We start from the raw sequence: 12,938 nt of genomic DNA on the forward strand, positions 1-12,938 counted from the left end.
CTTCTGCTGTGTTGCGGGAATTGCCGAACTCCGCAACCGGGTTATTGCAGGTTCCTACTCCTCTATATATCCAACGTAATAAGCGTCCGCACCCAGAAGGGTACGGACGCTTACTGCATCTCTAGCCAGATTCTTAGCCGCGTGGCTTCAGCACAATATTAGTGACCGGTTGCGAAGAATCTGTAGCAAAATCCAGGCCCGAAGGTTCGGCGCCCGCGGCCACCAGCTGGGCGCCGAGAGCGGCAACCATTCCACCGTTATCCGTGCACAGCGAAAACGGCGGAACCACTAACGTGATGCCGGCCGAAGCGCAGCGCGCTGCCAGTAGCTCTCGCAGTCGCGTGTTCGCCGCGACTCCCCCACCCAATAGCAAAGTCTTCAGGCCATTCTCCTGCATAGCGCGCACTGCCTTGGAGGTGATCACGTCCACCACAGCTTCCTGGAAAGATGCGGAAATATCCGCTACCGGGATCGGCTCCCCCGCCGCTTCAAAATGCTCCACGCAGCGAGCCACGGCGGTCTTCAGACCGGAGAAGGAGAAGTTGTTCCGGTGCTTGCCCGGTTCCTCGGCAGAGCCCACAAACTTCGGCAGCGACAGCCCGCGGGGGAAACGGAATGCCTTTTTGTCTCCGTCTTTGGCAGCCTTGTCGATGGCCGGTCCGCCCGGATACCCCAGACCCAGCAAGCGGGCGGTCTTGTCATAGGCTTCGCCAGCCGCGTCATCGATGGTCGCGCCAAGAAGCTGCACATCGTTGGTCAGCGAGGTGACCTTCAGAATTTCGGTGTGTCCACCGGAGACCAGCAGCGCACCGAAGGTCGGTGGAAGCGCAGTACCTTCAAGCACCCCGACACCCACGTGAGCCACCAAGTGGTTGATGCCGTACAGCGGTTTACCGGTGGCCAGCGCCAGTGACTTGGCCGCGGCCACGCCTACCATCAGTGCCCCGGCTAGCCCGGGGCCGCTGGTCACGGCAATCGCATCGATTTCCTCCAAGGTCACGTCGGCTTCGGCGAGCGCCTGCTCCAAGGTGGGCACAAACGCTTCGAGGTGCGCGCGTGCCGCAATCTCCGGGATCACGCCGCCAAAGCGGACATGCTCATCCATGGAGCTGGACACGGTGTTGGCCAGCAGTTGGGTGCCACGCACGATCCCGATTCCGGTTTCATCACAGGAGGATTCAATGCCCAGTACTAGCGGGTGCTGTGGGGTGCTCATTCGGAAGCCTCCGGGGTGTCTAGCTCGTCCAGTCGCAGACGCATGATCAGCGCATCGATGCCGCCCTTGTAATAGCGCGGGCGTCGATGGATAGTCTCAAATCCCATGGACTCATAGAGTCCAATGGCGGTGGGGTTGTCGAAGCGCACCTCGAGCATCAGGTCTAAGGCGCGGTTGGCTCGTGCAGTGGTGATCAGTTCCGTCAGCAGCGCCCTGCCCAGACCTTGACCTTGGTATTCGGGGATGATCGCGATGGTTTGCACGTCTGCAATGGGCAGCACGGTGCAGAGCCCGGCATAGCCGATGATCTTGTCGGCATCCTCATAGACCCAGTATTTCCGGGTTTCCAGCTGGGCCAGCTCAGCTTCGAATCCGGCCAGCGGCCACGCATCTTCGGGGAACAACTGCGTTTCCAGAATATGGACTGCGGCAATGTCGTCAGTGGTCATCGTACGGAGGGTGATGCTCATGCCTTGTCCTTCTTCATGAATGCCGGGACCTGGGCATCTGATTCACGCAGGTACTGCGGTGAGGTATCGGACAGGTCCACACCCTTGGCAAGATCCTTGATCCCGCGCCAGCCCAGCTCTGCGGCCTGTGCGATCCAGTCCAGCGACTCTTCGACGCCATGTGCTCCTGCTTCGGCCAGTTGCTCTGGATACAGCGAGGCACCCACGCCGTAGACCGGCAAGGCAGGCAGGGTTGCGGCGGTCGCCACATGGGGACCGTCCAGCAATTCGCCCGAGGCATCGTATTTGGCCCAGTACACTTCCTTGCGGCGCGCGTCGGAGGCAACCACAAATTCTGCCGGTACGTGCTCGGTATCCAACACTCGTTCGGCGAGCGCGTGCAGGGACATCACCCCATGCACCGGGACCTGCCAGACGAAGCCGAAGGTCCGTGCCGCAACAAGTCCCACTCGCAGTCCGGTGTAGGGCCCAGGACCCACACCGACAATGATGCCGGCAAGCTCCGCGCCAACTTGCTGGTGCTCTGCCAGCAGGTCGCGGACAAACCCGGCGAGGGTTTCGGTCTGGTCGTTACCGCGTGGTGAGGTGCGTTCGCCGAGCACCGCGCCGGTTTGTGAGTCGATCAAAGCCACCGAGGCGTGCGCCGAGGTGTCGATGGACAGGTAGTTAGGCATGTGGTTCTCCCGAGTGCTGCAGCCCGGTGGCCTGCAGCAAGGCGTTTTTCAGTTCGGTGAAATTCTCTTCGTCCCAGCGTGGTCCGATGGCCTTGAGTGTGAACTGCCTTGGCTCATCGAGCTCCTCGTCGGATTCTTCCCACGGGTTGCTGCTAGGTGCGGCCCAGATCTCGCGGTCCAACTGGATTTCCAGGCGGGAGTCGGACAGGTGCTCCACCTTGCCCAGACCCCATTCCACCACGGTGACCGAGTCAGCCAAGGTGGATTCGAGATCGAGGGTATCCACGTCGTGTTCCCCGTTTAGCCGGTAAGCATCCACGTGGATTAGTGCCGGCCCATCGCCCAGCGAGGGGTGCTGGCGTGCCAACACGAAGGTGGGCGAGATGATTCCCTCGCGGACGTTCAGGCCCAGCCCGAGCGATTGCGTCAAGGTGGTCTTCCCGGCTCCCAGCGCCCCGGTGAGGATCACTAAGTCCCCTGCACTCAGCTGCTTGCCCAAGGCTTCGCCCAGAGCTTCAGTGACCGTGAGGTCCGCCAGCTGGCAAGAGAATTCTTTGATGTGCTCATTCACCGGCTTCGCCCCAGGTTCCTTCAACATAGAAGCGTGGAACTCGTGGAGAGATCCGGGTGACAACCTCATAGTTGATGGTGTTTGCTGCGTGCGCCCAAGTGGTTACCGATTCTCCACCTTCACCAAAGATGATTGCCTCGGCACCTAAGAATTCGTTGGGGTTGATATCTGGGCCTAGATCAATCACGCACTGGTCCATGGCGATAGTTCCGCGTACCGGGTAGGTTTTCCCGTTGATGGTTACCGGTGCCCCGGTGGCAACTCGTGGCAGCCCGTCGGCGTATCCCATCGGGACCAGCGCCAGGTAGGTCTCTGCGGTCGTTTGGTAACGCAGCCCGTAGGAGACTCCTTGCCCGAGGGTGACCTTTTTGACGTTGGCAACCTTAGTCATCAGCCGCATTGCCGGACGCAGACCATAAGTTGCAGGGCTCTCCCCCTCAAACGGGCTCAGGCCATACAGTCCCAAACCGAGCCGCACCATTTCGTGGTGGGTGTCCGGACGGGACAAGATGGCCGGAGTATTGGCAATGTGGCGCATTTCCAGATCGAAGCCTGCAGCTTCGACCATATCGATGGCCTCGTCAAAAGCGGCAAGCTGAATGTCAGTTTCGGGGCGGTCCGGCTCATCGGCGACAGCAAGGTGGGAGAACACTCCGACCACACGCAGCAGTCCTTCAGACTGATACTTAGCGGCACGCTCAATCAAGCCCGGGAAATCAGCCATGGTGGAGCCGTTGCGTCCCAGCCCGGTATCAACCTTGAGATGAATACGCGCAGGCGTCTGCACTGCCTGGGCTGCCGCTGCGATTAAGTCTAAGTCCCATCCTGAGACACCTAAATCAATACCTGCAGAGATGGCTTTTTCAAATGGGGTGTCGTTGGTGTGCAACCAGGCGAGCATAGGAGCTTCAATACCTGCGTCGCGTAGCGCCAGGGCCTCGGCAACGTGTGCGCAACCAATCCAGCGGGCGCCACCTTCTAGAGCCGCCTTGGCTACCTGTACGGCTCCATGTCCGTAGCCGTCTGCTTTGACGACTGCCATGACCTTCGCGGGGGCCACCAGGTCCATAACCTGTTTGACGTTGCTGCGGATTGCTGAGAGATCAATGACAGCGCGACGTTCCCAACCAATGTAAGGAGCCGTGTCACCGGCTTCCGGCGCGTTGATTTCCTCAAGAGATTCAGAGTTCACCTATACATCTTCGCACTTTTCGCACTCTCTTGCCGCGCTACGACAACGATAGGGAACGTGAGCTTCATTTAGGGCAAAAGTAAAGAGCCTGTTCTCGCAAATTTTCTTTGCGAGAACAGGCTCTAAGTGGTTATTGGGAGTTGATTACTTTAGTGTGCGCAGTTCGTCACGGATCTGCTCAAGCAGTGCAACCTGTGGATCTACTTCGGCTTCTTCTTCGGTGATACCGCGGCGGCGGTTCATGTGCTCGGTAGCCTTCTGCATTGGCATAACCAGTGCGAAGTAGACTGCTGCGGCGATCAACAGGAAGTTGACCAGCGCGGTGAGGAAGACACCGAACTTGATGTCAACCCCGTTGATGGTAAGTAGTAGGAAGCCATCAAATGATGGCGAACCGACCAAGGCAGCGATCAATGGCATCAGCACATTGTCTACCAGGGCGGTGATGACGGCGCCGAAGGCAGCACCGATGACAACGGCAACCGCCAGATCGACGACGTTGCCCTTCATTATAAAATCGCGGAATCCCTTTAGCATGTTTTGAGCATACACAGGGAAAACATAGCAAAGCAGGACATTTGGGTGGAAAACTTAAATTTTGTGAGAAATTCCGCTCCCGTTTGGACAATTGCCTAGATCTTACGAAGCAGCATTCTGTGAACGGAGTGGTCAGCGCTCTTACGGAGGACCAATTGCGCCCGGCCCCGGGTAGGCAACACGTTTTCTTCGAGGTTCGGCTCGTTAATTCGTGTCCAAATATCGTGCGCGGTTTCGCGCGCTTGCTCATCGGAAAGTTGCGCGTAGCGGTGGAAATAGCTGGCCGGGTCAGAGAACGCCCCGGAACGTAGTTTCATGAATCGGCTGATGTACCACTCTTCAATATCTTTGGTCCGAGCATCAACGTAGACGGAGAAATCAAAGAAGTCACTGAGCGCAAGACCCACCTTGCCATCGGTGCGAGTACGCGCCGGCTGCAAAACGTTCAGGCCCTCAACAATAAGTACCTGAGGCGCACGGATGACGTTACGTTCACCCGGGATGATGTCATAAGTCAAGTGTGAATAGACTGGCGCACTAACTTCCGGAACACCGGACTTCACCGCAGAGACAAAGCGCAGCAGCGCACGCCGGTCATAAGATTCTGGGAAACCCTTGCGGTCCATAATTCCACGGCGGTTCAGTTCCGCGTTCGGGTAAAGGAATCCGTCGGTGGTGATTAGTTGGACGTCGGGCGTTTCTGGCCAACGGCGCAACATATCGCGCAACACACGGGCAGTAGTGGATTTACCAACTGCTACCGAACCTGCCACGCCAATAACGAACGGAGTCTGCCGGGTTTGTTCCCCAAGGAACGTGGTGGTGGCGCGGTGTGTAGCACCGGCGCCCTGTACATAGAGGTACAGCAAACGGCTCAATGGTAGATAGACATCTCGGATCTCATCTAGGTCTAGGCCATCGCCTAGACCACGAAGCCGAATAATGTCCTCTTCATTGAGGGGTTGTTCCATCTTGTTAGAAAGTCTGGCCCAGGTGTCTCGCTCAAGCTCAACAAAAGGGGTTATAGGTGTCTCTAACGTTCCTTGTGGTTCCACGAGGTCAAATTGTGCCAAGAATATGGTCTACACCCCAAATTCAACTTGTAGAGTTCATTGGAAATTCAGCAAATTAGCTCTTCGCGGTGACCTATGACACGCAACTTTTTGAGTGATGTGCCACGATTTCTCCCATCATTGGGGAATCAACCGGTACGCTTTTTCCTATGTGCGGAATTGTTGGATATGCAGGAGCCTCAAGCTCAGTCGCCGAACACGGCGCCCTTGACGTTCTAATTGAAGGTTTACGTCGGTTGGAGTACCGCGGTTATGACTCGGCTGGTGTAGCCGTAGTAGCCGATGGTGCCATTCACTCACGGAAGAAGGCTGGCAAACTTGTCAACCTTGAAAACGTGATCGCTGAAGAACCATTACCCCAGTCTTACACCGGAATTGGCCACACTCGTTGGGCCACCCACGGTGGACCGAGCGACTCGAACGCTCACCCACACCTCGCCGACGGCGGCAAGCTTGCAATGATCCACAACGGCATCATTGAGAACTTCGCTGGCATCAAGGCGCAGCTGGTCTCTGAAGGCGCAGAGTTCCTTTCTGATACCGATACCGAAGTTGCCGCCGAGTTGCTGGGCAAGATGTACGGCGAAGCAAATGGGGACCTCACCCTAGCCATGCAGCTTGCAGTAAAGCACCTTGAAGGTGCTTTCACCCTCTTGGCAGTACACCAGGACCACCCGGGTCTCGTTGTGGCAGCTCGCCGCAACTCCCCACTGGTACTGGGCTTGGGCGATGGCGAGAACTTCCTCGGTTCAGACGTCTCCGGCTTCATCGATTTCACCCGTCGCGCCGTGGAACTGGGTCAGGACCAGATCGTCACGATCACCCCAGAGACCCACACCATCACCGACTTTGACGGCAACCCTGCCGAAGGCAAAGAATTCACCGTTGACTGGGATGCAGCCAGCGCCGAGAAGGGTGGCTTCCCATCCTTCATGGAAAAGGAAATCTTTGACCAGCCAGCCGCCGTGGCCGACACCCTGTTGGGCCGTTCGGACGCCGATGGCCGCCTGACCCTTGATGAGCTTCGTATTGATGCAGAAGAACTCACCAAGATCTCGAAGATTGTTGTCCTTGCCTGTGGTACCAGCGCCTACGCCGGTTCCGTTGCCAAGTACGCCATCGAGTCCTGGTGCCGTATTCCTGTTGAGGTTGAGCTGTCCCACGAGTTCCGTTACCGCGAGCCAATCGTTGACGAGAACACCTTGATCGTTTCGATCTCCCAGTCCGGCGAAACCATGGACACCTTGATGGCCGTGCGTTACGCCAAGGAACAGGGCGCGAAGACCATGTCGATCTGTAACACCAACGGGTCTACCATTCCTCGCGAATCTGACGCGGTGCTTTACACCCACGCCGGCCCAGAGATCGCAGTAGCCTCCACCAAGGCTTTCCTTGCACAGATCACCGCCACCTACCTGCTTGGCCTGTACCTGGCTCAGCTGCGTGGCAACCTGTTCCAGGGCCAGATCAAGGACATCTTGGCTGACCTTGGAAAGATTCCTTCGAAGATCCAGGACATCTTGGACCGCTCGGATGAAATCAAGGAACTTGCTCGCTCCATGGAGGATGCTTCCTCGGTACTCTTCTTGGGTCGCCACGTAGGCTACCCAGTTGCCATGGAAGGCGCCCTGAAGCTGAAGGAAATCGCGTACATCCATGCTGAAGGTTTCGCCGCTGGCGAGCTGAAGCACGGTCCGATTGCCTTGATTGATGATGGCCAGCCGGTCTTCGTAGTGGTTCCTTCCCCACGTGGTCGTGACTCGCTACACTCTAAGGTTGTCTCGAACATTCAGGAAGTCCGCGCCCGTGGTGCCAAGACCCTCGTTATTGCCGAAGACGGCGATGACTCGGTCAAGGACTTCTCCGAGTGGGTCTTCTACGTCCCTGAGACTCCAACTCTGCTGATGCCACTACTGGCCACCGTACCGCTGCAGATCTTCGCTTGCGAGCTTGCCTCGGCGAAGGGCTTTGATGTTGATCAGCCACGTAACTTGGCTAAGTCGGTGACCGTGGAGTAATCCACGATCTTCGAACTTTTGCGGGCACCCTTTTTGATGGAAAGGCTGCCCGCATTTGTTTAACTTCTTACACAACGTGTTGGCTATCAAGACTCATCCATTGCGAACTATAGCTGTCACTTGTGGTTGGCCTGCCACGATGGCCAAACTCATTTCCGCTTTCTCTAACTCAAAGAGTCTTACGGTTGGCCGTCCAGCATTTCGGATACCGTGCTCGACTTAGCACTTCAGGCAAAGTCGAGAAATCAGAAATCTCTAACCATCATCTACCAATCAATAATGCAATACGTATGGCCCGCGTTGTATGGTCGCCTCAATTTACAGTGTTGAAGCAAGCCTAGATAGACTGGAACCCATGATTGCAGGTATCGGTGTCGACATTGTCGACGTGCCACGCTTTGGCCGCCAACTCGAACGAACCCCACGCTTGCGTGAACGTCTTTTTACTTCCATAGAACGTGATCTGCCGTTGCGCTCCCTGGCTGCACGTTTCGCTGCGAAGGAAGCTATCGCCAAGGCACTTGGTGTCCCGGTTGGGATGAACTGGCAAGACTGCACTATTGCTAAAGACGAAGCCGGAGATCCGCAGGTACTGATTCGTGGCACGGTAGCTGCCGCCAGCGAATTGCGTGGAATTACTTCCTGGCATTTGACCTTGTCACATGACGGGGACATGGCCATTGCGATGGTAGTCGCTGAACGATAAACGACACGTTCGCTATTAAAACGGACGTATCCCCGGATAGGTGAGTAAAGTTTGTCTTATGATCCCTGTCTACAGTGTTGCGCAAGTACGTGCGGTCGAGGCCCAAGAGATCTCTAAGCGTGGAAGTGAATCGCTGATGCGCGCTGCCGCCAGCGAATTAGCTGCCGCAGCCGAAGCGATGCTCGCCCAGACCGCCTCCCCCACCGATGCTCTGATCATCGGTTTGATTGGTCCAGGTAATAACGGTGGCGACGGTCTCTACGCGCTGACCGAGCTAGCTCAACGCGGTTATCAGACTCTTGCCCTGCAGTGCACCGAAACCGGTCATCCAGAAGCGTTGAAGGCTTATGCCTCCGTTGCTGGCACCGTGAAGTCTCTGTCCGAGGGCGAAGAAGCTCTATCGTCAGCCTCGTTGGTTATTGATGCAATTTACGGCATTGGCTACCGCACCGGAGCACAGCTACCAAAGCTTCCTGCTGGTACCCGAGTACTAGCTTGCGATGTGCCTTCGGGACTGAACTGCGAAACCGGTAGTGCTGATGATGACGTGTTGCTCGCCGAGCGGACCGTGACCTTCGGCGCGATGAAGACGGGACTTATTACTCAGGATGCACCTTTGGTTACCGGTGAAATCCAAGTTGCGACTCTGGATTTTGATTTCTCCTCGATTACCCCAAAAACACATCTAGTCGATGAAAACTCGGCTCAAGAGCTACTGAATGTTCATCGCAGCTGGCGAGACGCCGGAAGGCACAAGTATGAGCGCGGTGTATTGGGTCTTATTGCAGGCTCTGCTCTCTACCCTGGAGCTGCCCAGCTGACCGCGCGCGCCGCGGTGGCCTGTGGTGTGGGATTGTTGCGCACTCACGTTCCGGAAGAAGTACAGTCTCTACTATCCTTGGCTGCCCCGGAAACCGTGCCGCTGGATGATGAACAAATCACCGAAGCACTCTCATTGGCTCGCCGTCACCTGCACGGTCGCGGAGCCAAGATTTCGGCGTGGGCTATTGGCCCTGGAATTGATAGTCGCACTCCCCCAACCGGAGTGATTGCCAACGTCTTTGATAGCCGCCAGCCAGCGGTTATTGATGCCAGTGGTTTAGAGGTAGTTCCTACCGGCCCGAGTGAGCAGCCACGGGTGCTCACCCCGCATGCCAAAGAATTGCGGATGCTTCTGCGCCGTGCCGGCGTAAGTGTCACCACCGAAGAAGTTCGTCAGGACCCAATTCGTTGGACCCGCTGGGTCGCGTTGGCTTATAACGCTGTGGTGTTGTTGAAGGGCCCAACCAGTTACGTGGTGGCGCCGAATGGTGCAAACCTAGTCGTCTGCCATGCAGCGGCTCAGCTAGCCACTGCTGGCTCTGGAGATGTCCTTACAGGCATTCTCGGCTATATGCTCTCCGACAGCTCACTGACCGGTATTCACGGCCTTGAGACGGTGAGCAATAGCCGCCTGATGGAACTGACTGCATGCGCTGCCGTCATTCACGGCCAGCTAGGCCGAGTCACTGCCCGGCAGGGCACGGTCAGCGCCTCGCGCTTGATTGATCAGCTGCCCGCAGTAATGAAAGACTTTGGGTTCTAGCTAAATACCGACCCAAAAACAGATGCGGTTCATGCGCGATATCCTCGCACATGAACCGCATCTGTTTTATTTCTTATTCCTCGGCAAGATCAAACTTTTCGCCCGGACCGGTCATAACCCAACCTTGATCCCGCCACAATGGACGGTCCAATACGTTACGGCCATCAATCAAGACACGAGAGCTAACCACTTCGCCAAGCTCTTGCGGATCCAAGGCCCGGAATTCTTTCCATTCGGTAAGTAACAGAACCAGGTCGGATTCTTCCGCGGCTTCGCGCCAGGACTCAACGTAGTTCAAGCGTGGGAAGCGGCCTGCGGCATTCTTATTGCCCTCCGGGTCATAGACCGAAACTTCGGCGCCCGAGTTGTAGAGCCGCACGGCAATATCCAAGGCCGGTGAGTCACGTACGTCATCACTATCTGGTTTGAATGTCACGCCCAGCACACAGATACGCTTACCTGCCAGCTGGTTGCCAAGGATTGAGGAAGCCAGTGAAACTACGCGGTCACGGCGACGCAAGTTGATCTGGTCCACTTCATCCAGGAATCCCATGGTTTGGCTCAAGCCCAGCTCGCTGACGCGCGCTTGTAATGCACGGATATCCTTTGGCAGGCAACCGCCGCCAAAGCCGACTCCTGCGTTGAGGAATTTACGGCCAATTCGAGCGTCATGGCCGATAGCGTCTGCCAGCGTCTTGATGTCGCCGCCCACGGTCTCGGTCACTTCGGCAAAGGCATTGATGAAGGAAATCTTGGTGGCAAGGAAAGCGTTGGCCGCTACCTTGACCAGCTCAGAGGTTTCTAGGTCGGTGACGACCTCTGGGGTCTCCAAGGCAAGGATCGGCGCATAGACCTCCCGTAGCTTGGCTAGGGACGTATCGTCTTGGATGCCGTAGACCAGCCGGTCTGGGGTCAGCGTGTCTTTGACCGCGAATCCTTCACGCAAGAACTCTGGGTTCCACGCCAAACTGATTTTGCTGCCAGGCTTGGCGGTTGCTTCGATGCGTTCGCTGAGCCGACGTGCGGTACCTACGGGAACGGTGGACTTGCCAACGATGAGTGCTTCACCGGAAATATTTGCCACGAGAGAATCAACCGCTGCGTCTACGTAGCTCATGTCCGCCGACTGCGAGTCCGCGCGCTGCGGAGTACCCACGGTCACGAAGTGGATGTCAGCGTGCTTCCCGACTTCTTCATAGGAGTCGGTAAAGCGTAGCCGGCCACTGGCCACGTGCTTACGCAGTAGCTCTGGTAAACCCGGCTCATGGAATGGAAGAATTCCTGCGCTCAGTGCCTGAAGTTTTTCTGCATTGACGTCGAGGCCAATGACCTCGTAGCCAAGTTCTGCCATACATGCGGCATGAGTTGCACCAAGATAGCCGGTGCCGATGACGCTGATACGCAATGTCACGAAGAATTACTCCCCAGATCTCTAACCCAATAACTACTCATTAGAATGCCACACCCCCGCACCATGTTCCTTACTGGAACGCGGTACGGGGGTGTGAGTTTTCTCGATGTTTACTGAGAGGATGCTTTACAGTGCCAGGTGAGTTGCGACGGCAGCTGCCAGCAGCTCTGCTTCTAGCTGAGCCTGCTCATGAGTGGCCGCTTCGACCATCACGCGAACAACTGGTTCGGTACCCGAGGGGCGCAAGAGCACGCGTCCGGTGTCACCCAGACGAGCTTCGGTGCCAGCGATTTCCAAGAGCAGTGGTTCGCACTCTGGTGCGGCAGCCTTGTCGACGCCACGGACGTTGATCAGAACCTGTGGAAGCACGGTGAGTACCGAAGCTAGTTCCTTCAGGGTCTTTCCGGTGGCCTTCACGCGGGCTGCCAAGAGCAGGCCGGTGAGTACACCGTCACCGGTGGTGGCGTACTTGCTGAAGATGACGTGGCCGGACTGCTCGCCGCCAAGCGAGTAGTTACCTTCGCGCATGCCTTCGAGTACGTAGCGGTCTCCCACTCCGGTCTGCTTGAGCGTAATGCCAGCTTTTTCCATGGCAATTTTTAAGCCAAGGTTGCTCATCACGGTGGCGACTAGGGTGTCGTCCTTCAACTCGCCGCGGTCTTTGAGGTCCAGAGCCATGACTGCCATGATCTGGTCACCGTCTACAACGGTTCCCTCGTGGTCTACCGCGAGGCAACGATCCGCGTCACCGTCGTGGGCGATACCAAGATCTGCACCGTGTTCAAGCACGGTAGCCTGGAGCTTTTCTAGGTGGGTGGAACCGTAGCCGTCATTGATGTTGATGCCATCTGGCTCGGCACCGATGACGATAACTTCTGCGCCAGCATTCTTGAAGACCTGTGGTGAACAGCCTGAAGCCGCACCGTGGGCGCAGTCGAGAACGACTTTGACCCCATCAAGGCGGTTTGGCATAGCTGCCAGTAGGTGCAGAATGTAACGGTCTTCGGCGTCAGCAAAGCGCGAAATGCGTCCTACTGCCCCGCCGGTAGGACGTGGGTTTGGCATGTCGAGGCAGGCTTCGATGGCGTCTTCCAACGCATCATCAAGCTTCTTACCACCACGTGCCAGGAACTTAATACCGTTATCCGGTGCAGCATTGTGCGAGGCAGAGATCATCACGCCAAAGTCTGCGTTGAGATCACCTACCAAGAATGCAGCAGCCGGAGTGGGTAAAGTACCCGCATCCTTAACGTCTACGCCAGAGGCAGCCAGGCCGGCCTCGATAGCCGCGGAGAGGAAGTCGCCGCTGATACGCGGATCCTTCGCTACCACTGCTACCGGTTTACGGCCGTCTTCCGACTGACTTAAACCAAGTACTACCGAAGCTGCCTGCGCTAAATCTAGCGCCAGCTCGGGAGTCAACAACTCGTTTGCTTTTCCTCGGACCCCATCGGTCCCAAATAACCTTGCCATCATCGTTAATCA

12 protein-coding genes are annotated in these 12,938 nt (G+C 56.9%); 3 read left to right on the forward strand and 9 right to left on the reverse strand.

Annotated elements, in window-relative coordinates:
* Window positions 1-133: 133 nt before the first annotated feature.
* The 7 genes from tsaD to coaA form a co-directional block, all read right to left on the reverse strand.
* The gene (gene tsaD / locus CIK74_RS14190; protein WP_096256859.1) at window positions 134-1,216 is read right to left on the reverse strand and encodes a tRNA (adenosine(37)-N6)-threonylcarbamoyltransferase complex transferase subunit TsaD; all 1,083 of its coding nucleotides are present in this window, start codon (window positions 1,214-1,216) and stop codon (window positions 134-136) included.
* Window positions 1,213-1,686, reverse strand: coding sequence for a ribosomal protein S18-alanine N-acetyltransferase (gene rimI / locus CIK74_RS14195; RefSeq protein WP_096256860.1), 474 nt, complete (start codon window positions 1,684-1,686; stop codon window positions 1,213-1,215). Before rimI ends, tsaD begins: the two co-directional genes overlap by 4 nt.
* On the reverse strand, window positions 1,683-2,360 hold the full coding sequence (gene tsaB / locus CIK74_RS14200) for a tRNA (adenosine(37)-N6)-threonylcarbamoyltransferase complex dimerization subunit type 1 TsaB (RefSeq protein WP_096256861.1): 678 nt from the start codon (window positions 2,358-2,360) through the stop codon (window positions 1,683-1,685). Before tsaB ends, rimI begins: the two co-directional genes overlap by 4 nt.
* Window positions 2,353-2,931 (reverse strand): tRNA (adenosine(37)-N6)-threonylcarbamoyltransferase complex ATPase subunit type 1 TsaE, encoded by a 579-nt coding sequence (gene tsaE / locus CIK74_RS14205; protein WP_229677064.1) that lies wholly within the window; start codon window positions 2,929-2,931, stop codon window positions 2,353-2,355. Before tsaE ends, tsaB begins: the two co-directional genes overlap by 8 nt.
* A complete protein-coding gene (gene alr, locus CIK74_RS14210) occupies window positions 2,924-4,099 on the reverse strand; it encodes an alanine racemase (protein WP_229677079.1) in 1,176 nt (391 codons plus the stop codon). The genes tsaE and alr overlap by 8 nt, the downstream gene beginning before the upstream one ends.
* 168 nt (window positions 4,100-4,267) lie before the next feature.
* Entirely contained in the window at window positions 4,268-4,660 is a 393-nt protein-coding gene (gene mscL, locus CIK74_RS14215; RefSeq protein ID WP_096257073.1) for a large conductance mechanosensitive channel protein MscL, read from the reverse strand.
* A gap of 95 nt (window positions 4,661-4,755) precedes the next feature.
* The gene (gene coaA, locus CIK74_RS14220; RefSeq protein WP_096257074.1) at window positions 4,756-5,715 is read right to left on the reverse strand and encodes a type I pantothenate kinase; all 960 of its coding nucleotides are present in this window, start codon (window positions 5,713-5,715) and stop codon (window positions 4,756-4,758) included.
* Window positions 5,716-5,882: 167 nt separating this feature from the next.
* On the opposite strand from coaA, the gene glmS reads away from it, so the two are divergent.
* The 3 genes from glmS (at window position 5,883) to CIK74_RS14235 (ending at window position 10,042) form a co-directional block, all read left to right on the forward strand.
* Window positions 5,883-7,751, forward strand: coding sequence for a glutamine--fructose-6-phosphate transaminase (isomerizing) (glmS, locus tag CIK74_RS14225; RefSeq protein ID WP_096256864.1), 1,869 nt, complete (start codon window positions 5,883-5,885; stop codon window positions 7,749-7,751).
* A gap of 355 nt (window positions 7,752-8,106) precedes the next feature.
* Window positions 8,107-8,457, forward strand: coding sequence for a holo-ACP synthase (locus CIK74_RS14230; RefSeq protein WP_096256865.1), 351 nt, complete (start codon window positions 8,107-8,109; stop codon window positions 8,455-8,457).
* Window positions 8,458-8,515: 58 nt separating this feature from the next.
* Complete coding sequence (locus CIK74_RS14235; protein WP_096256866.1) at window positions 8,516-10,042, forward strand: NAD(P)H-hydrate dehydratase; 1,527 nt, start codon at window positions 8,516-8,518, stop codon at window positions 10,040-10,042.
* A gap of 73 nt (window positions 10,043-10,115) precedes the next feature.
* Here CIK74_RS14235 and CIK74_RS14240 read toward each other — a convergent pair whose 3' ends face one another.
* Entirely contained in the window at window positions 10,116-11,453 is a 1,338-nt protein-coding gene (locus CIK74_RS14240; RefSeq protein WP_096256867.1) for a UDP-glucose/GDP-mannose dehydrogenase family protein, read from the reverse strand.
* A gap of 126 nt (window positions 11,454-11,579) precedes the next feature.
* Window positions 11,580-12,926, reverse strand: a complete 1,347-nt coding sequence (gene glmM / locus CIK74_RS14245) for a phosphoglucosamine mutase (protein WP_096257075.1) — start codon at window positions 12,924-12,926, stop codon at window positions 11,580-11,582.
* Between the last annotated feature and the right edge of the window lie 12 nt (window positions 12,927-12,938).

Origin of the sequence: Glutamicibacter sp. BW77, from assembly GCF_002332285.1 — a bacterium.
GTDB lineage: Bacteria > Actinomycetota > Actinomycetes > Actinomycetales > Micrococcaceae > Glutamicibacter > Glutamicibacter bergerei.